The sequence below is a fragment of the Oceaniglobus sp. K40-3 genome (genome assembly GCF_055808395.1).
In genome coordinates, this window is sequence record NZ_CM147868.1 from 2135598 (window position 1) to 2153731 (window position 18134).

Genomic DNA, 18134 nt, shown 5'->3' on the forward strand with positions numbered 1-18134 from the left:
AAACAATCAGGGAAAGGGAAACAAGGGTGGCACCGGTGACGAGCCTGCGCGCCGTGATCGACCGGCAGCGCGGCGCGCTGTTCCCCTGGGTGCCGGTTTGTCTTGGCATCGGGATCGGGGGCTATTTTGCGCTTTTGTCCGAACCGCCCCTTGGCTTTGGTGCGTTCTTGCGGGGTTTGCCCTGTGTGTGTCAATTTATTCGCTGCGTCAGGGCCTGATGGCAAAGCCGCTGTTGATGGCGGTGTTGCTGATGGTGCTTGGCTTTCTTCTGGCCGGGGCGCGTGCGCATCTGGTGGCGGAACCCGTGCTTGGCTTTCGGTATTACGGCCCGGTCGAAGGGCGGATTATCCGTATCGACCGGTCGGCCAGTGATCGGGTTCGTCTTACGCTTGACCAGGTGGTGTTGCGCGATATGCGGCCTGCGCGCATGCCCTGGCATTTGCGGGTGTCCTTGGGGAACAGCCCCGGAACCCCTCCAATGATTGGCAAACGCGTGGGGCTGACGGCCCATCTGTCCCCCCCGCCGGCCCGGTCGAGGCGGGCGGTTTTGATTTCCAGAGAATGTCCTGGTTTCAGGGGCTTGGCGCCGTCGGATATGCCCAGACCCCGCTAATTGCGCTGGCGGCAATGCCGGGGGATTCAGCCTCGCCCGATGGCGCGCGGGAATCTCTGCCGAGGTGCGCGCGCGGTTGCCGGGCGAACCGGGTGCCTTTGCCGCTGCGGTCATCACCGGGGATCGTTCGGCCATGTCCCGTGACGCGCTGAGCGCGCTCCGACAATCGAACCTTGCCCATTTGCTGGCCATTTCCGGGCTGCATATGGGGCTGCTGACCAGCTTTGTTTTTGGCGCGTTGCGTCTGATCATGGTAGCGGTGCCGGGGGTTGGCCTTGGCTGGCCGGTGAAAAAGATTGCGGCGTTGGGGGCGCTTGCTGTCGGGGCGGTCTATCTGGGGCTATCGGGGGGCAATGTCGCCACGCAGCGGGCCTTTATCATGGTCGCAGTCATGTTTGTGGCCATCCTGTTGGAGCGGCGCGCGTTGACCCTGCGCGCGGTGGCCGTCGCGGCAATCATCGTTTTGCTTTTGCGCCCCGAAAGCCTGACCCAGCCGGGATTTCAAATGTCATTTGCGGCCACGATCGCATTGGTCGCCGTGTTCCGTGCCCTGCGCGATTTCAATGCTGACCGCGTGCCGCGATGGGCGGTGCCTGTGGTGGCCACGGTTCTGTCTTCGGCGGTGGCGGGGGCGGCGACAGCGCCCATTGCCGCGGCGCACTTCAACATGATCGCCCATTACGGGCTGTTGGCCAATCTCTTGTCGGTGCCGCTCATGGGGCTTGTGGTGATGCCGGGGGCGGTGTTGGCAGCCTGTCTGGCCCCATTCGGGGGCTATGGCGTCGGGCTCGCGCTGATGGAACCGGCGATCCGCTGGATCTTGGGGGTGGCCCGTTGGACAGCGGCGCAGGATGGCGCTGTCGGGCGTATCATCACGCCCGGGCCGTGGGTTATTCCGGTGTTTGCCTTGGGAATGTTATGGGTCGCATTATGGCAGGGGCGGGCGCGTTTGTTAGGATTTGCGCCTGTGGTGCTGGCGTTTGTTCTCTGGGGGGTGGCGGATCGTCCGGCGTTACTGGTGTCTGACAGCGGCGGGTTGATTGGCGTCATGACAAAGGACGGGCGAACCCTGAACAAACCCCGGGGAGAGGGGTTTGTAGCGCTCAGTTGGTTGGAAAACGATGGGGATCATCCGGATCAGGAACGTGCCGCAGCGCGCGCCGGGCTGCGCAGGGTTGGGGCGGTGGTGTCGTTTGACTTGGCGGGTGTAACGGTTGCCCATCTGTCGGGGCGCGGTGCAAAATCACGGATAGCCGAAGGTTGCACTGCCGCCTCGTTGGTTTTTCTCTCGGCTGACGCAGAAGAAACCGCACCAGAGGGATGCACTTTGTATGACCGGAATGCCTTGCGCCAATCTGGCGGTTTAAGTGTTTACACCACGCCCAACGGCCTGCGGTTCGTCAGCGCGCGGGCGGCTGCCGGAGCGCGTTTGTGGAACACGCATTGACGGCGGTTCGCACTTCAATAGGTTCGGATCAAGCCCACCAGGCGCCCCTGTACCTTGACCTGATCGTCGCGGAACACGCGGGTTTCATAGGCTGGGTTGGCGGCTTCCAATGCTATGGAGCTGCCGTGGCGGCGAAACCGTTTCAATGTCGCTTCATGATCTTCGACAAGCGCGACCACGATATCGCCGCTGTCGGCGGTTGATCCTTCGCGGATCACAACAACATCGCCATCGTTGATCCCGGCATCGATCATTGAATCTCCTTTTACCTCAAGGGCATAATGATTTGACTTGCCAGACAACATGGACCCGGGAACCGCGACGCGGTGGGATTCGTGCTGTAATGCCTCGATCGGGACACCGGCGGCGATCTGCCCCATGACGGGCAGTTCAGCAGCGGCCACCGACAGCGACATCGCAGTGGCGGGCGGATCTGCGCGATCACCTTCGATGACGCGGGGGCTGAACCCCGGTGTTTCCATCGCTTCGGGCAGTTTCAGAATTTCCAGCGCCCGCGCACGGTGGGCCAATCTGCGGATGAACCCACGTTCTTCCAGAGCGGTAATCAGGCGGTGAATGCCGGATTTGGAACGCAGGTCCAGCGCCTCTTTCATTTCATCGAATGAAGGCGGCACACCGTCGCGCTGAACCCGCTTATTGATGAAGTCCAGCAATTCCAGCTGCTTGCGTGTCAGCATATCGCCCACCTTTGTCTGTTCCGATGCCGCGCCCGTCTGCCGCGTTCCACTCACGTTCTATATGCGTTCCCGGTTTGTGTCAACCGTGTCACGCTGCGGATATATTCGGGCAGAGCCAAGGTTTCCATCATCATTCATATCTGATCTGGTACGGTTGGGGCATTGCAAGTGGCCGGACGAACACGGCAGCGTTGTGCCGAGCCGGGGCCGCCCGGCGACCCAGATTTATGCGGCCACACATAAATTGCTATTTTGCCGGAGCCTTGAACTCCGCCGTATCGCTTTTCCGCCTCGTCATTGGGGGGCCTTCGCCAGTCGCCAAAGCCTGGCGACTGGTCGGAATTTCTGCGACCGCCTCTTCCGCTGCGCCTCTCACAACGCGAAATGCGTCAGCATCATCCGCGGCCACCCTTTTGCATTTGGGTAAAATCCCGGCTTTAGCGCAGGATAGATTTCCCCGCATAAACGGCGGTTTCACCCAGCATTTCCTCAATACGGATCAATTGGTTATATTTGGCGAGCCCGGTCCGAGCGCGCCAGCGAGCCGGTTTTGATCTGGCCACAATTGGTGGCAACCGCCAGATCGGCAATCGTCGCATCTTCGGTTTCGCCCGAACGGTGCGACATGACGTTGGTGAACCGCGCCCGGTGGGCCATTTCCACAGCGCGCAGGGTTTCGGACAGGGTACCGATCTGGTTGACCTTGACCAGCATGGAATTGGCACAGCCACGCTTGATGCCATCGGCCAGACGCACGGGGTTGGTCACGAACAGATCGTCACCGACCAGTTGCACCTTGTCGCCCAATTCATCGGTCAGCAGTTTCCAGCCGTCCCAGTCATCCTCTGACATGCCGTCCTCGATGGACAGGATCGGATAATCGGCCACCAGTTTCGCCAGATAGGCGACGTTTTCCTCGGACGAAAGCGAGGCATTCTCGCCCTTCATTTCGTACTTGCCGTTGCGGTAATATTCCGTCGCGGCGCAATCCATGGCCAGCATGATGTCATCGCCCGGCGTATATCCGGCCTTTTCAATGGATTTCAGAATGAAATCAAGCGCGTCGCGGGTAGAGCTGATGTTGGGCGCGAACCCGCCCTCATCCCCGATTCCGGTGGACAGGCCCGCGGCGGTGAGTTCTTTTTTCAGGGTGTGGAATACTTCGCTGCCCATGCGCACGGCTTCGCGGATGTTGTCCGCCGCCACCGGCATGATCATGAATTCCTGAATGTCGATCGGGTTGTCGGCATGTTCGCCGCCATTGATGATGTTCATCATCGGCACGGGCAGGGTGCGCGCAGCGGTGCCGCCCACATAGCGGAACAGGGGTTGCGCGCTGTAATCGGCGGCGGCCTTGGCAGTGGCCAGAGAGATGCCAAGAATCGCGTTGGCACCCAGACGGCCCTTGTTGTCGGTGCCGTCCATTTCGATCATCGTCGCGTCGATGGCTTCCTGCTCGGTGGCGTCAAACCCCACCAAACCTTCGGCCAATTCGCCGTTCACGGCTGCGACGGCCTCAAGCACGCCTTTGCCCATGTACCGGCTTTTGTCGCCGTCGCGCTTTTCCACCGCTTCGTGGGCGCCGGTGCTGGCGCCTGATGGTACGGCGGCGCGCCCCATCGTGCCGTCTTCCAGAAACACGTCCACTTCGACGGTCGGGTTGCCCCGGCTGTCAAGGATTTCGCGACCGATAATGTCAATGATGGTACTCATGGAATGGCTCCGGGGGCTGATATGGATGTCCTGCGCGGTATAGCAGCGCGCGGGGCGAAGGCAAATGCCATGCAACCTTTGGCGTTCGCGGGCGTTGGGCCGAGCAGCTTGAACAAGGGGATATGAATGTCCGCCAGAAAAATCCATGTCGTCCTGAACCCGGGCAGTGGCAAAACCGAACCACCGTGCAGCGGCGATGACCTGCGCCGTTTGTTGTCGGCCAATGGCGCGACAGTTGAGGTGGCACAGTTACAGGGCGGCACCTCGATCGATGAGCTGGTTGAAACGGCGCTGAAAGACGGCGCTGATCTTGTCGTGGCCGCTGGCGGCGATGGCACGATCTGTGGCGTGGCCGATGCGATGGCCGGGTCGGGCATTCCGATGGGGGTCTTGCCCCTTGGCACGTTCAATTATTTCGCCCGGTCGCTGCATATTCCGGATGAGATCGAACCGGCGGTCGATGTGTTGCTGAACGGCGCGGCGCGGGCGGTGCCGACGGGGCGGATCAACGACCATCTGTTTCTGAACAACACCAGCATCGGGCGCTATCCCGAAATTCTGGCCAATCGGGAAGGCGTCTATCGCCGCTGGGGGCGGTCGCGGATTGCCGCCTATTGGTCGGTGCTGAAAACCCTGCTGACCCTGCGCCGCCCCCTTGATTTGCAGATTGACGCCGATGGTCAGAAAATCACCCTGCGCACGCCGCTGGTGTTTGTGCTGAACAATGCGTTCCAGTTGGAACAGATGGGCCTTGATGGAAAGGAGGAATTGGCCAAGGGCAAATTGTTGATGTTTCTGTCCCCCCACACTGGCCGGTTCGGGCTGTTGCGTCAGGCCCTTGCACTGGCCATGGGCGTGGCCGAGGACGGGCGTGATTTTCAGAGGATCGCGGCGCACAGGTTTGACATCACGGCCCGCCGGTCCCGCCACCGTATTGCCCTGGACGGGGAACGCCGCCGTCTGGATAACCCCTTGGCCATTCGCGCGGTGCCCGATGAATTGCACGTCATCGTGGCGCAGGATTTTGACAAGGCCATACGATGAGACGCATCGTTCATCTGTCCGATCTGCATTTCGGGCGCGACCGGCCCGACCTGCTGCCGCCGCTGATCGACTGCGTGAATGATCTCGCGCCTGATCTGGTGGCTATCTCGGGCGATCTGACCCAGCGGGCGCGCAATTCACAGTTTCAGCAGGCCGCCGCGTTCATCGGTGCCCTGCGACCGCCTGTTCTGGTGGTGCCGGGCAATCACGATGTGCCCCTGACCAACCCGTTTCTGCGCCTGTTCGCGCCCTGGCGGCGCTATCGCCGCTGGATCGGTCAGGATCTTGAGCCAAGCTATGAAGATGACCGGATGATTGTTCTTGGCATCAACACGGTCAATCCGCTGGCCTGGCAAAGCGGGTGGTTTTCGTCAGATGATATCGCCCGTGTGGCCGATGCCTTTACGGGGGTGAAACGGCGGATGCGGGTTGTGATGGTTCATCACCCGCTTGAGCATCTGCCCGGCGAGCGCAAGAAACTGATGCGCGGGGCGGAACGGGCGCTGGGGGAACTGGCCCGTTGCGGCACCGATGTGGTGCTGTCGGGGCATCTGCATACCTGGGGCGCCGATGCCTTTGCCCAGCGGGCAGGGCGGTTTGGCATGATACAGGTGCAGGCAGGCACCGGCCTGTCAACCCGGCTGCGCGGCGAAGAAAACGATTTCAATCTCCTGACCCTGCGCACCGGCCAGCTTGCGGTACAGCGCATGGTGGCAGGCACCGATGCCCCGGCGTTTCACGAAGATACCCTGCGCCACTTTGATCTGCGCCCGGGGGGATGGCAGGTTCAACCCGCCTGAGCGGCCCGTCGCGCGCGGCGCCGCTGCCTGTCCTCGCGGTAGAACGTGTAAATCCCCGCGCTGGCCACCAATGCGGCACCGATCAATATGGATGGCGTCAACCGATCTCCGAACACCAGCGCCCCAAGGGCGAACGCAAAGATCAGCCGCGTGTATCGAAACGGTGCCACCACCGCCATCGCGCCCAGCCGCAACGACAGGGTCAGCGCGAAATAGGCAATGGTGGCGCACAGGATCATCGCCCCCAATATGGCCAGCGTGCCCGCGTCGGGCGCGTGAAATCCCCCGAAACTGCCAGCAACACGATGCCCGTCGGAACCAACGCCAGAAACCCATAGGTTGCCACCACCAGATTGGGCACCCGGTCCGGCACCAGCCGCGTCACCAGATCCCGCACCGACAGCCCGACAACCCCCAGCAGCGCAAAAAGCGCGCCAAGGTTCACCCCAGACCCATCCGGGCGCAACATGATCAGAACACCGGCAAACCCCACCAGAACCGCACCCCAGCGCCGCCAGCCCACCGGCTCACGCAACAGCACCGCCGCCCCGAGGGTCACCGCCAACGGAGATACCTGGATCACCGCCGATGCCATGGACAGGGTTGTCAGGGTCAGGGCGGTTACAAATCCGATGGTGCCGACGGCCTCGGCCAGCATGCGCGCAATGATCACCGGATGCCACAGGTCGCGGTCAAACAGGGGCACCCCCGCCGCCACGACAAAGTGGCAAAAACAACGGTCCCGCCCAGCCCGAGGGTCAGGATGATCTGCCCCGGAGGAAGCCCCTCGCTAAGCAGTTTGATCAACATGTCCGACAGGGCAAACCCGGCCATGGCAAATACCATCAGGCCAATGGCGCGCAGGGGCGGGGCATCGGGCGACGGCGCAGGGGGAAAGGTGGTACTCATACCTCTGCCATAGGCGAAGGTGCAGGCGCACACCAGCGCGATTTGGCGCTACAGCGTCAGCCGCCCCTCCATCATCCGCCGTGCCCGCCCGGCAATATGAACGGCCCGGCACAAGCCGCCGTCGATCTCGGCCTCGGCGTGAATGGTGCCGGGCCGCCCCATATCCACCCCCTGACGGATCAGCAGGGTCAGGGATTGCCCGTCAAGCTGCGCCAGAAACGCCACCAGCGCGGCGCTGGCACTGCCGGTTGCCGGGTCTTCGGGAATATTGTCGAGGGGCGCGAACATCCGCGCCGATACCTGCGCATCGTCGCGCACATAGGCAAAGATCGCGAAATCCAGATCCGACGGGTAATCGGCGGCGCCCTTGCGAAAGCCGTCAATCGCGGGCTGGGCCGCTGACAGGGCGGCGTGATCGCTCAGTTCCACCAGAACAAACGGCAGGCCAACACCCGCCTGCACCGGTTGATGCCGGTCGGTGCGAATCTGCCCCGGGGCCAGCGACAGACAGACCGCTATATCGCCAAGGGCCGGGTGGGCATCGACCCGCAGGGGCACATGGGTGGTAAACCGCGCCAACCCGTGATCAATCGTGCATATGATCGGCCCAACGCCCAATTCCAGTGTCAGGGCATCCCCGCGCCCCATGTCATGCAACGCCAATGCGGTGCCAATCAGCGGATGACCGGCAAAAGGCACCTCCATGGTGGGGGTGAAAATCCGCACCCTTGCCGTGTGACCGGGGGTCTCAGGCGGATAAACAAACGTGGTCTCGGAAAAGTTGAACTCGCGCGCGATCTGCTGCAACTGCGCCTCGGGCAGGGCAGCGGCGTCGGGGATGATGGCCAAAGGATTGCCGCCGAATGCCGTGTCGCTAAACACATCATACACCACGAAATCGGTCATCCCTTGTCCTTTGCAAACCCTCGGGCCAGGGCACAGAATTGCTCCAGCGAAACCTGCTCGGCCCGTTCGGTCGGGGCAATCCCGGCGGCGCGCAATCTGTCCTCAATGTCCGGCGCGGCCCCCTTCAAGGCCGCGCGCAGCATCTTGCGCCGTTGGTTGAACGCCATCGCAACAAGGCGAAACAGCACCTTGGCCTCTGCCTCGAACCGGGGCGCCTCCAGCCGGGTGAAATGCACCACCGCCGAATGCACCTTGGGCGCAGGGGTAAAGGCCTCGGGGGCAAAGACATGACAATCCGCGGTGTGGCGCGCCACTGGCTCAGAATCGCCAACCGGCCATAGGCCTTGCCGCCCGGCTGCGCCACGATCCTCTCGGCCACCTCGCGCTGAAACATCAGGGTCAGCGACTCCCAGAACGGCGGCCAGTGACCCGGATCAAGCCAGCGCACCAACAGTTCCGTCCCGACGTTATAAGGCAGGTTCGCCACCACCCGGATCGGCGGGGTCAGCAGCGCGCGCGCGTCAATCTCCAACGCATCGCCGTTCACCACCTCCAGCCGCCCGTCCGACACGTCGGCAATCTCGCCCAGGGCCGCCAGACAGCGGGGGTCTTTTTCCACCGCCAACACCCGCCGCGCCCCCTGACTCAACAACCCACGGGTCAATCCGCCGGGGCCGGGGCCAACCTCCAACACGTCACAGCCGGTCAGATCGCCCGCTTGCCGCGCGATCTTTTCGGTCAGGTTCAGATCCAGCAGAAAATTCTGGCCCAGTGACTTCTTCGCCGCCAATCCATGGGCCGCAATCACCCGCGCCAGCGACGGCAGATCGTCCAATCCGCTCATCCCAACCCCCGGCTTTTTACTGACAAAAATACTCCCCCCGGAGGGTCCGGCCGTGCCATCACGCCCCACCGTTGCGGGCCAGGCTCATCCGTTCGGCCATCTGCAACGCCGCAATCAGGGATGACGGATCGGCCACGCCCTTGCCCGCAATGTCAAACGCAGTGCCGTGATCGGGCGAGGTGCGGACGAACGGCAGGCCGAGGGTCACATTCACGCCCCCGGCAAAATCCAGCGTCTTGATCGGGATCAGCGCCTGATCGTGGTACATGCAGACCGCCGCGTCATATCCCGCACGGGCCTTGTCATGAAACATCGTATCGGCGGATGCTGGGCCGGTGATGGCCATGCCCTCGGCGCGCAGGGATGCCACGACGGGCGCGATCATCGCAATCTCTTCGCCGCCCATGGCACCGCCTTCACCGGCATGGGGGTTCAGCCCCGCCACGGCAAGGCGCGGCACGTCGATCCCGAAATCCCGGATCAGCGCGGCGTGGGTGATGCGCAGGGTATCGCGTAACAGTTCGGGGGTCAGCGCCCCCGGCACCTCGGCGAGCGCGATATGGATCGTCACCGGCACCACGCGCAGGGCATCACAGGCCAGCATCATCACCACCCGGTCAACCCCCGCCAGCGCGGCAAGATATTCGGTGTGGCCGGGATAGGCAAAATTCGCCCCATCCTTCAGCGCCTTCTTGTGGATCGGCGCGGTGCAGATCGCGCTGGCCCCGCCCGATTGCACCAGATCGACGGCACGGGCGATCACGTCAATCACCCCCTGGGCATTGGCCGGGTCGGGCCGCCCGGGCAGGGCGGGCGCGGCAAAATCATGGCGCAACACGGGCAGGGCGCGAGTGCTGAGCGATACGGCCTCGGCAGGGTCGTTGATTTCCGACCATGGTACACCAACAGGCAGATGCGCCGGATCACCGATCAGAAAGAACGGCAACCGTGCCCCCAATTGCCGCCACGCCGCCAAGGCCAGTTCCGGCCCCACCCCGGACGGATCACCACAGGTCAGGGCAATGGGCGCGCGGGGGGTCATGGAAAGGTGATGGTCGCGTTGGCGCGCAGATCGGCCAGATAGGCACTGGCGTAAGAGGCAAGCCGCTGATTGGTCAGTTGCGCCCGCACGGCGGCCCGGTCCACCTCGGCGGCCTCGGTTTTGGCGGGGCGCCGGTCACAGAGCATCAGAAACACCAGTGTCTGGCCATTGGCGCGGGTCAGCGCGGTGGAGACTTCGTTTTCGTCCAGCTTGGCCAGTTCCAGCGCCACATCGCCCGGCACCTGGGCCACCGGCACGGTTGACCGTTCCAGCGTACCGGCGGGCAACCCTTTGGCGATACCATACAGATCGTCGCAGGTGTCGATTTCGGTGCGCAAATGCGCCGCCTCGGCCAACCCGGCCTCGCTGCGCCCACCGGGGATATAGAAGGCGGCGTATTCCACTTCGAGTGTTTGCTGGGTCGAGGCGCTGGTTTCTTCCAGTGCGCGCAATTGAAACAGGGCGATGGCCTTGGGCAGCGCGATCGGCGGGGTGACTTGCCCGGGTGACAGGGTCAGGACACGGGCCGCCACTTCGGGGGGCAGGTTGCCGATGGCCATCCAATCCAGCCGCCCGCCGACATTGCGCGAGGGGGCCGCGGAATAGGTCCGCGCCGCCTTGGCAAAGACGGGCAGGGTGGTGATGCGGGTGATTTCGGCCGCCCGCTTTTGCGCGGCGGCAGCGGCGGCAGGCGAATTGGCGGGCAGGATGATTTCATTCAACAGCACCCGCACTCCGGGCTGGGTGCCTTGCCGTTTGATCGCCTTGTCCACGTCCGATTCGGATATGTTGGCGCGCCCGGCAAATTTGGCGCGCACCACCTGCCGCCAGGCCACGCCAGCGGCGACAAAATCGCGAAAGCTCTCGGCCTCGACCCCGGCCTGGCCCAGGGCCTTGGTAAAGTCTTCGGCGCTCAGGTTGGCGCGCCCGGCGAATTCTTCCATACCCTTGGAAATTTCATCGGCCGAGACATTGATGCCCAGCCGCTTGGCCTCGGCCAGTTGCAGGCGTTCATCCACCAGCGATTTCAGCGCCGCTTCCTGTGTGTCGCCCGGAGCCCGGAACAGGGTCAGCATCCGCGCCCTTTGGTCGCGCTCATAGGCGGTAATCACCCGTTCATTCACCTTGGCGACGGGGGCAAACAGGTTTTGCGCCATGGCACCCGGTGCCCCCGCACACAATGCCATCACAAGCGCGGGCACAATGGCCCAGCGTTTCAGCGAAATCTTGGTCATGGGCGTGCTGCTCCCTCGTGGTCGTGACGCCGCCGGCTCATTCTGCGCAGGTGCGGCGATAGGATTCGTTATTGCGCCCCGAACCGAAGCCTGCAAGCGATACGTTCAGTCCGAAATCGGTGGTTGGCGTCACACTAGTCGAGGACGTGAACCGACGCGATACCGAAAGATCAACGGTCAGGCATTCTGAACGGTATTCCAACCCCAGACCGGCTTTGGCGGTGCGATCTGCCTCAAGATCGAACCGCCCGTCCATGCGGCCTGTCCAGTTGCGTGTCAACCGCCAGGCGGCATCAACCGACAGTTCGTGGGTCGGGTCGGGGCGGTTTTCGGCAGGTTCGGCCATCATCCACAGATAGGATGACCCGATGGCGGCACGGTCGTTCTGCCAGGCCAGCCGGGTTTCGTTGCGGGTAAAGTTGAAATCATCGTCAAACAGCGCCCGGTGGGTCAGCGCCAGCCGGTCCCCCAGCCGGATCTGTCCCGCCGCGAGCCCAGTCTGAGCGATCACCGTCCAACCCGGTGCCGGGGGCGAATTGCCCAAGATCGTCGGCGCGAAAAATGCGCCCCACGGTCACGCCCAGAGTCCAGCCGTTGGGGTCATACCGCGTCCAGCGCAACCCGACATTGGCGCGCGTGCCCTGTTCGCGGGCATCTTCGCCCGGAAAGCGCGAGATCGAAAACAGGTTGCCTTCGTCAAATTCCACCAGCACCGAATCCTCGTTCGGCACAATATTGCCCCGGGTTTCGGACCATGCCAGTTGGATAACCGGCTCCAGCAATTGATAGGCGCTGCTGCTTTCGGATTTCTGGAACGGCCAGCGCAGTTCAACCATCGCGTGGGGGGTGACCTGTCCGGTGGTGGTGGCAAAGGCGCTGTCCTGCCGCGTGTCATAGGTGCTGGCCACCACCCCCAGATCGGTGGTCGCGATCATGCCGTTGCCAAAGGTCACGCTGCGCCGGTAATCGGCTGACACCCCGATCCGGCTGACATCGCGCCCTTGCCCTGCGGTGTTGGACGACCGGGTCAGGCTGGCCGCGTCAAACCCAAGGCGGAATTCACCGCCCATGGACGGAATTCGCCGTTCATAGCTGACGGTGGAAAAGGTGCGCGGCAATTGATCACGGATCGGCACTTCGGCATCGCGCAGGGTGCGGAAATCGGTCACGGCGGCGCGAAACAGATCACGGCGCCGGGCGCGCGAGATGCTGATTTCACTGTCCAGCCTGTCTTTGGAGGAATAGCCGTAATCCAGCAGATAGGCCGTGTCCGACACCAGTTCGATGTCAAAATCCAGCCGGAACTGTCGCGGCAGCGCGAAACTGCCTTGCCCGATCAGGTAATACCGCGACTGCCCCGGCATCAGATCATCATCGGAAATTGCCCCTTCAAACGCAAGATCGCCTGTGGTGAACGCCTGACGATATTTCAGTTCAAGGGTGCGGGTCGCGGATGAAACATAGGGTGTCAGCGTCAGATCGGCATGATCCCCGAGGGTCAGGAAATAGGGCAGCTTCAGCCCGGTTTTCAGCAACGACGAGGTGCGCAGCCCCGGCAACATAAAACCGCTGGAGCGCGCCAGCGTCGGATCGGGCAGGCGCAGGCGGGGGGCATAGAAAATTGGCACCCCCAGAAAGCGGAACTGCGCCTGATCAAAGTAAAGCTGCCGTTCCTGTTGATCGTGAATGATTTCACGGGCGCGGATTTCCCAGACCGGGGTGGGATTGCCTGCGCAGACCTCGCAGGACGAGGCAACCGAGCGGGACAGGCGCGTGTAGCGCCCGTCAATGCGGGCAATCTCATTGGCGGCCAGTTGCAATTGCTGATTCAGCACCAGCCGCGCCGAGGTCAGAATGCCGTTGCGCAGATCGCTGTCCAGATCGGCCTGATCTGCCACCAGAATGACCGCGCCGTCGTTGTCGGTCAGGGTGATCGGCCCGTCAATGCGCAGGGTGTCACCAGCCCTGGAATAAACCACCCGCGCCGCCCGCAGCCGCGTCGTGCCATAAAGGATTTCGATATTGCCCGTGGCCTCAAGGGTGTTCTGGCCGGTCAGTTGCACCTTGTCGGCCACCAGCGTCGCCGCTTGCTGGGCCTTGGCGGCAAGGGGGGCCAGCATCAGGGCCAGGGCGAAAGCAAGGGCGCGCATCAGCCATCCTCCCAATGCAGCAACAGGCCAAGGGGCAACAGCACTGCCGCCACGGGCGGCCCCCAGGCGGCCAAAAGAATGGGGATCTGACCATTCTCACCCAAAATCTGCGCGAAATTGCGAATGAAATACAATGAAAACCCCATGCAAAGCGCCATCAGCACCATCAGACCCGTGCGCCCGAACCGCGTGTGGCGCATGGTGAACCCGGCCCCGACCAGAACCATGGCCACCAACAGCAGCGGCAGGGACAGTTCCATGTTCAGCCACATCAGATGTTTGCGCGCCGAAAAACCGGCCCGTTCAAGCTGGGCGATGAAACCGGGCAATTCCCAGATCGGGATCGCCGACGGGGTGGCGAAACTGTCGAGAATCTGATTGCGGGTCAGGTTCGATGGCAGGGTATATTGCGGATAACGGGTGGCATCGCGTTCGGGGTTATCGCTGTCAAAGCGCCATGCCTTGACCCCGCTCAGGTTCCAGGCACCATCCTCAAGCTTGGCCGATCCGGCCTCAAGCCGCAATTCAGGGCCGCCGGTGGCGGCAAAGGCGATGAAGGTCACGTTATACAGCTCAGTTCCGTCCAGATTGGCGCGCGCGGCGCTGATGACAGTTTGCCCCGCCCCGTCCCCCTGACGCAACCACAACCCTTCGCGGCTGATCGACAACACGCTGGTCGGGGTCGCGCCATAGCGCCCGGCGGCCAGTTCATATTGCTTTGAGGTGGCGGCAACAATCGGGTTGAACACCGAAACCGCCACCAGCCCGATCAGCAAAGCCACGGCAATCGGCGCGCCCAGACTGCGCATGGCCGACCGCCCCGACGCGCGGGTGACCACCAGTTCGGATGTGCGGGCCAGGGACAGGAACAGGGTCAGCGTGGACAGAATCATGATCAGCGGCAGGATGCCATAAAGGCTCTCGGGCACATGCAGCAGCGCCAGCCCCAGCATATCGACAAAGCGCACGGAATCGGTGCTGAATTTGCGCACCTGTTCAACCAGATCCAGCAGCAGCAGGATCACCAGAAAAATGCCCGTCACCCCAAGAAACGTCGTGGCAAAGCGGCGCGCAAAGTAAAGGTGCAGGGTCATGGCGCCACCGGTGCGCGGCGTCGGCGCAAGGCGCGGGGATGGGCGGCAAACCACAGGAACACCCCGGTCAGAAACAACCCGAACGTCACCGGCAGATAGGCCATGGGCCACAGGCCCCGCGTGCGTGCGGCATCGGTCACTGCATTATCGACCAGTTGAAGCACGATCAGGCAAACCACGGCGGCGACAATCTGCTTCCAGACCCCAAAGCGCGAAAAGCCACCCAGCAGCAGCACCGCAAACCCCAGGATTGGTGCCACAAGCCCCATGAGCGCCTCGGTGATCCGGCTGTGGCCCTCATAGCGCAGAACATCCATGCTTTCGCCGGTTTCCTCGGCTCCGGCAGGGGTGGGAAACAACAGTTCGGCGGTTGAAAGCTGCCGGGTGCCGCGCGGCCCGGCGGTGGGCAGTTCAACCAACTCCCCCACATCAAAGGCGAATTCCGCGAAACGCGTGGTCGACAGCCGCTCACTCTCCAGTGCCAGGGTTTGCACCATACCTTGAAACATCAACAGTTTCGGCCCCGCATCGCTGCGCAGCAGCAGCGCGCGTTCGGCGGTATAGGTGGCGCGTTGATCGGGGTTGCGCCGGTCCGACAGGAAAATATCGCGCAACTCGCCCTCGGGGGTGATGTCGCGGATGTAAAACGTCACGCCTTCGGAGGGGTGCAGGAATTCGCCCTCGTTCAACAGGCGGGCCGTCACGTTTTCCGAAATCTGCGCCGTGCGCGCCGCCAGTTGTGTCATCGACGCCGGGATCAGGACATGGGACAGGACCGAAATCATTCCCGCGACAATCACCCCGAACACCAGAACCGGGCGCGCCATGCGCCATGGGCTGTAGCCGGTGGATTGCACCACGACCAGCTCGCTTTCGTTTGCCATGCGGTTGGTGACGTAGACGGCGGCGGCAAAGGCCGACACCGGCAGAACCACGCGGATCACGTTGGGCAGGGAAAGCGCGGTGAATTCCAGAAACACAAAGGCGGAATGGCCGTTGGCGATCAGTTGGTCAAACAGGGACACCGCCCGGTTGATCCAGTAAACCAGCACCAGCACCAGTGAGAAAAAGCCAAAGACCCACATAAGCTGTGACAGCATGTATCGGTCGAATCTGGCCACTCATCCCCCCGGTTCTCACGCCCGTTCGCACCATGTTAGACCAAGGCGCGGGCCGGGAAAACTCCCTTCTGGCCAATGGGCGGACAGGGGGATAGGTTCTGGCCAAGCACAGACATCCATGAAGGAGCCTTTTCGATGACCACGCCCGCTGACCTGTCTTTTGTACCGCTTGATCTGGATGCCATCGCCACCGCACCGGGGCGTGTTGTGGTGTTCATCGACCCCGAGGCGAATCTGGATCAGGCGGCGCGCCGGGTGAACCGGCTGTGCAAGGGCGCGTTGCAGCGGTTTCTTGACAGCGATGCCTTTGCCAAGCTGGAAGAAGGCGACGCACAGGATCTGGCCTGGCCCGTGGGAATGCAGGCCGAAGCGGTGCAGGTCGTGCGTCTGGGCCGGCGCAGTGCCGTCGATGTTGCACGCCGCGCCGGCGTGACCATCGGGCGCGCAGTGGGCGAAGATGGCGTGCTGGTGCTTGCCGGTGGGTTGCGCGGCGCCGATGAGGTGGCCCTTGGCGCGGTACTGCGCGCCTATGATTACACCGATCAGAAAACCGGCGATAAAAAAACGCCCGGCCCGATCACGGTGATGGCAGGGAAATCCGAAACTCTGGCCGATGCCGCAGCCCTGATCAAGGCCCGCGCCGAGGGGGTGTTTTTCACCCGCGATCTGGTAAATGCGCCGTCAAATGTTCTGACCACCACGGAATTCGCAAACCAGCTGGAAGGGTTGCGCGATTTGGGGGTTGAGGTTGAGGTGCTGGACGAACCCGCCCTTGCGGAACTGGGCATGCGCACCCTGCTGGCCGTGGGGCAGGGCAGTGAAAGCCCGAGCAAGGTTGTGGTCATGCAGTGGAAAGGCGGCGCGCACGAGGCGCCCTTTGCCCTGGTCGGCAAGGGTGTGGTGTTTGACACCGGCGGTATTTCGCTCAAACCCGCTGCGGGCATGGAAGACATGACCATGGACATGGGCGGCGCCGGGGTTGTGTCGGGGGTGATGAAAACCCTCGCCACCCGCAAGGCCAAGGCCAATGTCGTGGGATTGGTCGGGCTGGTGGAAAACATGCCCGACGGCAAGGCAACCCGCCCCGGTGACGTGGTGGTCAGCATGAAGGGTGACACGGTCGAGGTGATCAACACCGACGCCGAGGGCCGCATGGTTCTGTGTGATGTGCTGTGGTATGCGCAGGAACGGTTCAAACCCTCGGGGATGGTCGATCTGGCCACGTTGACCGGCGCAATCATCATCGGGTTGGGCCATGAAAACGCGGGGGTCTTTTCCAACGATGACAGCCTGTGCAGCGGGTTCCTCAAGGCCGCCGGTGCCGAGGGCGAGGGCGCCTGGCGGATGCCACTGGGCAAGGCCTATGCTAAACAGTTGAAATCCCGGGTGGCCGATGTGAAAAACGTCGGCGGACGGCCCGCAGGATCAATCACCGCTGCTGAATTCCTGCACCGTTTCGTCAAGGATGAAACGCCGTGGATGCACCTTGATATCGCCGGCGTGGCCTCAACCGCAGCGGAAAGCGTCTATGCCCCCAAGGGGGCGTCGGGCTGGGGTGTTCTGGCGCTCGATCGCCTGATCCGCGACCGGTACGAGGGGTAAACCATGCTGATCGCCGCAACCCGGTACGACAATCCAGAGGCGGCGCTGGCGTTTCTGCGCGATGTGCTGGGATTGGCCGAACACCGCGTGTTTCGCGGCGATGATGGTACGATCCTGCATGCCCAGATGCGCCTTGGCGATGGTATTTTCATGTTTGGCCCCGATACCGGGCCGGACGGGTTCGGGCAATTCATGATCGCGCCCTCTGAAACCGGGGGGCGGGCGAGTGTTTCAATTTACGCGGTCATGGCAGATGTTTCGGCCTGCCATGATCGGGTGCGCGCGGCGGGTGCCGAAATCCTGATGCCCCTTGCGCCGCAGGATCACGGCGGCAGCGCCTTTTCCCTGCGCGATCCGGGCGGGCATGTCTGGACCGTGGGTGATTACGATCCGCTGGCCGATTGATGGGGGCGGCGTATTTTTACCACCTGACCCAGCGCCCCCTGGAGGCGACCCTGCCCATGCTTTTGGGCAAGGCGCGGCAGGCGGGCTGGCGGGTCTGTGTGCGCGGCAGCAATGCGCGGCGCATGGCGTGGCTGGACGAAAAACTGTGGCTGAATGAGGGTGATCCGTTTCTGGCCCATGGTTTGTCGGGCGGGCCGCATGACAAGGAACAGCCGATCCTGCTGACCGTTGATGCACCCATGGCCAATGGCGCGCAATGCCTGATGACCATGGACGGCGCCGATCTGACTTCGGGCGAAGTGCAGGCGTTGGAACGGGTCTGTGTCCTGTTCGACGGCAACGATCCGGCCGCGCTGGACAAAGCGCGCAGCCAGTGGCGCACCCTGACCAAAGCCGGATGCAGCGCCCAATATTGGAGCGAGGAAAGCGGACGCTGGGAGAAGAAGGCCGAAACCTGAGGCCTGAGCGCGGCAGCGTTAACCCGGTGTTTACTAGATCTGACCTATGAGTG

General features: G+C 62.9%; 16 protein-coding genes and 3 pseudogenes. 6 read left to right on the forward strand and 13 right to left on the reverse strand.

Annotated features, from left to right (window positions below):
* Positions 1–26 precede the first annotated feature (26 nt).
* A pseudogene (locus AC0L7P_RS11085) lies at positions 27–2060 on the forward strand (ComEC/Rec2 family competence protein).
* 14 nt (positions 2061–2074) lie between these two features.
* On the opposite strand, the gene lexA reads toward AC0L7P_RS11085, so the two are convergent.
* Both lexA and eno read right to left on the reverse strand, forming a co-directional pair.
* The gene (gene lexA, locus AC0L7P_RS11090) at positions 2075–2758 is read right to left on the reverse strand and encodes a transcriptional repressor LexA (protein ID WP_473432844.1); all 684 of its coding nucleotides are present in this window, start codon (positions 2756–2758) and stop codon (positions 2075–2077) included.
* Between the two features lie 437 nt (positions 2759–3195).
* Positions 3196–4471, reverse strand: a pseudogene (gene eno / locus AC0L7P_RS11095) (phosphopyruvate hydratase).
* Between the two features lie 126 nt (positions 4472–4597).
* On the opposite strand from eno, the gene AC0L7P_RS11100 reads away from it, so the two are divergent.
* Positions 4598–5515 (forward strand): diacylglycerol/lipid kinase family protein, encoded by a 918-nt coding sequence (locus AC0L7P_RS11100; protein WP_473432845.1) that lies wholly within the window; start codon positions 4598–4600, stop codon positions 5513–5515.
* Positions 5512–6315 (forward strand): metallophosphoesterase family protein, encoded by an 804-nt coding sequence (locus AC0L7P_RS11105; protein WP_473432846.1) that lies wholly within the window; start codon positions 5512–5514, stop codon positions 6313–6315. The genes AC0L7P_RS11100 and AC0L7P_RS11105 overlap by 4 nt, the downstream gene beginning before the upstream one ends.
* On the opposite strand, the gene AC0L7P_RS11110 is transcribed toward AC0L7P_RS11105, so the two are convergent.
* From AC0L7P_RS11110 to lptF, 11 genes and pseudogenes are all read right to left on the reverse strand, one after another.
* Entirely contained in the window at positions 6303–6554 is a 252-nt protein-coding gene (locus AC0L7P_RS11110) for a hypothetical protein (protein ID WP_473432847.1), read from the reverse strand. The two genes, AC0L7P_RS11105 and AC0L7P_RS11110, sit on opposite strands and share 13 nt — an antisense overlap.
* On the reverse strand, positions 6551–7021 hold the full coding sequence (locus tag AC0L7P_RS11115; protein ID WP_473432848.1) for a DMT family transporter: 471 nt from the start codon (positions 7019–7021) through the stop codon (positions 6551–6553). The genes AC0L7P_RS11110 and AC0L7P_RS11115 overlap by 4 nt, the downstream gene beginning before the upstream one ends.
* Complete coding sequence (locus AC0L7P_RS11120) at positions 6985–7224, reverse strand: hypothetical protein (RefSeq protein ID WP_473432849.1); 240 nt, start codon at positions 7222–7224, stop codon at positions 6985–6987. The genes AC0L7P_RS11115 and AC0L7P_RS11120 overlap by 37 nt, the downstream gene beginning before the upstream one ends.
* A gap of 48 nt (positions 7225–7272) precedes the next feature.
* The gene (locus tag AC0L7P_RS11125; RefSeq protein ID WP_473432850.1) at positions 7273–8130 is read right to left on the reverse strand and encodes a PhzF family phenazine biosynthesis protein; all 858 of its coding nucleotides are present in this window, start codon (positions 8128–8130) and stop codon (positions 7273–7275) included.
* Positions 8127–8974 (reverse strand): annotated as a pseudogene (rsmA, locus tag AC0L7P_RS11130) (16S rRNA (adenine(1518)-N(6)/adenine(1519)-N(6))-dimethyltransferase RsmA). Before rsmA ends, AC0L7P_RS11125 begins: the two are co-directional and overlap by 4 nt.
* A 58-nt stretch (positions 8975–9032) precedes the next feature.
* Positions 9033–10016: a 4-hydroxythreonine-4-phosphate dehydrogenase PdxA gene (pdxA, locus tag AC0L7P_RS11135; RefSeq protein ID WP_473432851.1), complete on the reverse strand. Its 984-nt coding sequence runs from the start codon at positions 10014–10016 to the stop codon at positions 9033–9035.
* Positions 10013–11251: a peptidylprolyl isomerase gene (locus AC0L7P_RS11140; RefSeq protein WP_473432852.1), complete on the reverse strand. Its 1239-nt coding sequence runs from the start codon at positions 11249–11251 to the stop codon at positions 10013–10015. Before AC0L7P_RS11140 ends, pdxA begins: the two co-directional genes overlap by 4 nt.
* Positions 11252–11288: 37 nt before the next feature.
* Positions 11289–11762: an LPS assembly protein LptD gene (gene lptD / locus AC0L7P_RS11145; protein WP_473432853.1), complete on the reverse strand. Its 474-nt coding sequence runs from the start codon at positions 11760–11762 to the stop codon at positions 11289–11291.
* Positions 11683–13401: an LPS-assembly protein LptD gene (locus AC0L7P_RS11150; RefSeq protein WP_473432854.1), complete on the reverse strand. Its 1719-nt coding sequence runs from the start codon at positions 13399–13401 to the stop codon at positions 11683–11685. Before AC0L7P_RS11150 ends, lptD begins: the two co-directional genes overlap by 80 nt.
* Positions 13401–14495, reverse strand: a complete 1095-nt coding sequence (lptG, locus tag AC0L7P_RS11155) for an LPS export ABC transporter permease LptG (RefSeq protein ID WP_473432855.1) — start codon at positions 14493–14495, stop codon at positions 13401–13403. The genes AC0L7P_RS11150 and lptG overlap by 1 nt, the downstream gene beginning before the upstream one ends.
* Positions 14492–15616 (reverse strand): LPS export ABC transporter permease LptF, encoded by a 1125-nt coding sequence (lptF, locus tag AC0L7P_RS11160; RefSeq protein WP_473432856.1) that lies wholly within the window; start codon positions 15614–15616, stop codon positions 14492–14494. Before lptF ends, lptG begins: the two co-directional genes overlap by 4 nt.
* Before the next feature lie 135 nt (positions 15617–15751).
* On the opposite strand from lptF, the gene AC0L7P_RS11165 reads away from it, so the two are divergent.
* Genes AC0L7P_RS11165 through AC0L7P_RS11175 form a run of 3 tightly spaced genes read left to right on the forward strand, consistent with a single transcriptional unit; the run spans position 15752 to position 18081 of the window.
* Positions 15752–17218, forward strand: a complete 1467-nt coding sequence (locus AC0L7P_RS11165) for a leucyl aminopeptidase (RefSeq protein WP_473432857.1) — start codon at positions 15752–15754, stop codon at positions 17216–17218.
* A 3-nt stretch (positions 17219–17221) separates the two neighbouring features.
* A complete protein-coding gene (locus tag AC0L7P_RS11170) occupies positions 17222–17623 on the forward strand; it encodes a VOC family protein (protein WP_473432858.1) in 402 nt (133 codons plus the stop codon).
* Positions 17623–18081 (forward strand): DNA polymerase III subunit chi, encoded by a 459-nt coding sequence (locus AC0L7P_RS11175; RefSeq protein WP_473432859.1) that lies wholly within the window; start codon positions 17623–17625, stop codon positions 18079–18081. The genes AC0L7P_RS11170 and AC0L7P_RS11175 overlap by 1 nt, the downstream gene beginning before the upstream one ends.
* Positions 18082–18134 lie beyond the last annotated feature (53 nt).

What these genes read in the sequence shown, in the direction of transcription:
- lexA (WP_473432844.1), bottom strand. Translation starts at nt 2,758, where the DNA reads ATGCTGACACGCAAGCAGCTGGAATTGCTGGACTTCATCAATAAGCGG.
- AC0L7P_RS11100 (WP_473432845.1), top strand. Translation starts at nt 4,598, where the DNA reads ATGTCCGCCAGAAAAATCCATGTCGTCCTGAACCCGGGCAGTGGCAAA.
- AC0L7P_RS11105 (WP_473432846.1), top strand. Translation starts at nt 5,512, where the DNA reads ATGAGACGCATCGTTCATCTGTCCGATCTGCATTTCGGGCGCGACCGG.
- AC0L7P_RS11110 (WP_473432847.1), bottom strand. Translation starts at nt 6,554, where the DNA reads ATGATCCTGTGCGCCACCATTGCCTATTTCGCGCTGACCCTGTCGTTG.
- AC0L7P_RS11120 (WP_473432849.1), bottom strand. Translation starts at nt 7,224, where the DNA reads ATGAGTACCACCTTTCCCCCTGCGCCGTCGCCCGATGCCCCGCCCCTG.
- AC0L7P_RS11125 (WP_473432850.1), bottom strand. Translation starts at nt 8,130, where the DNA reads ATGACCGATTTCGTGGTGTATGATGTGTTTAGCGACACGGCATTCGGC.
- pdxA (WP_473432851.1), bottom strand. Translation starts at nt 10,016, where the DNA reads ATGACCCCCCGCGCGCCCATTGCCCTGACCTGTGGTGATCCGTCCGGG.
- AC0L7P_RS11140 (WP_473432852.1), bottom strand. Translation starts at nt 11,251, where the DNA reads ATGACCAAGATTTCGCTGAAACGCTGGGCCATTGTGCCCGCGCTTGTG.
- AC0L7P_RS11150 (WP_473432854.1), bottom strand. Translation starts at nt 13,401, where the DNA reads ATGCGCGCCCTTGCTTTCGCCCTGGCCCTGATGCTGGCCCCCCTTGCC.
- lptG (WP_473432855.1), bottom strand. Translation starts at nt 14,495, where the DNA reads ATGACCCTGCACCTTTACTTTGCGCGCCGCTTTGCCACGACGTTTCTT.
- AC0L7P_RS11165 (WP_473432857.1), top strand. Translation starts at nt 15,752, where the DNA reads ATGACCACGCCCGCTGACCTGTCTTTTGTACCGCTTGATCTGGATGCC.
- AC0L7P_RS11170 (WP_473432858.1), top strand. Translation starts at nt 17,222, where the DNA reads ATGCTGATCGCCGCAACCCGGTACGACAATCCAGAGGCGGCGCTGGCG.
- AC0L7P_RS11175 (WP_473432859.1), top strand. Translation starts at nt 17,623, where the DNA reads ATGGGGGCGGCGTATTTTTACCACCTGACCCAGCGCCCCCTGGAGGCG.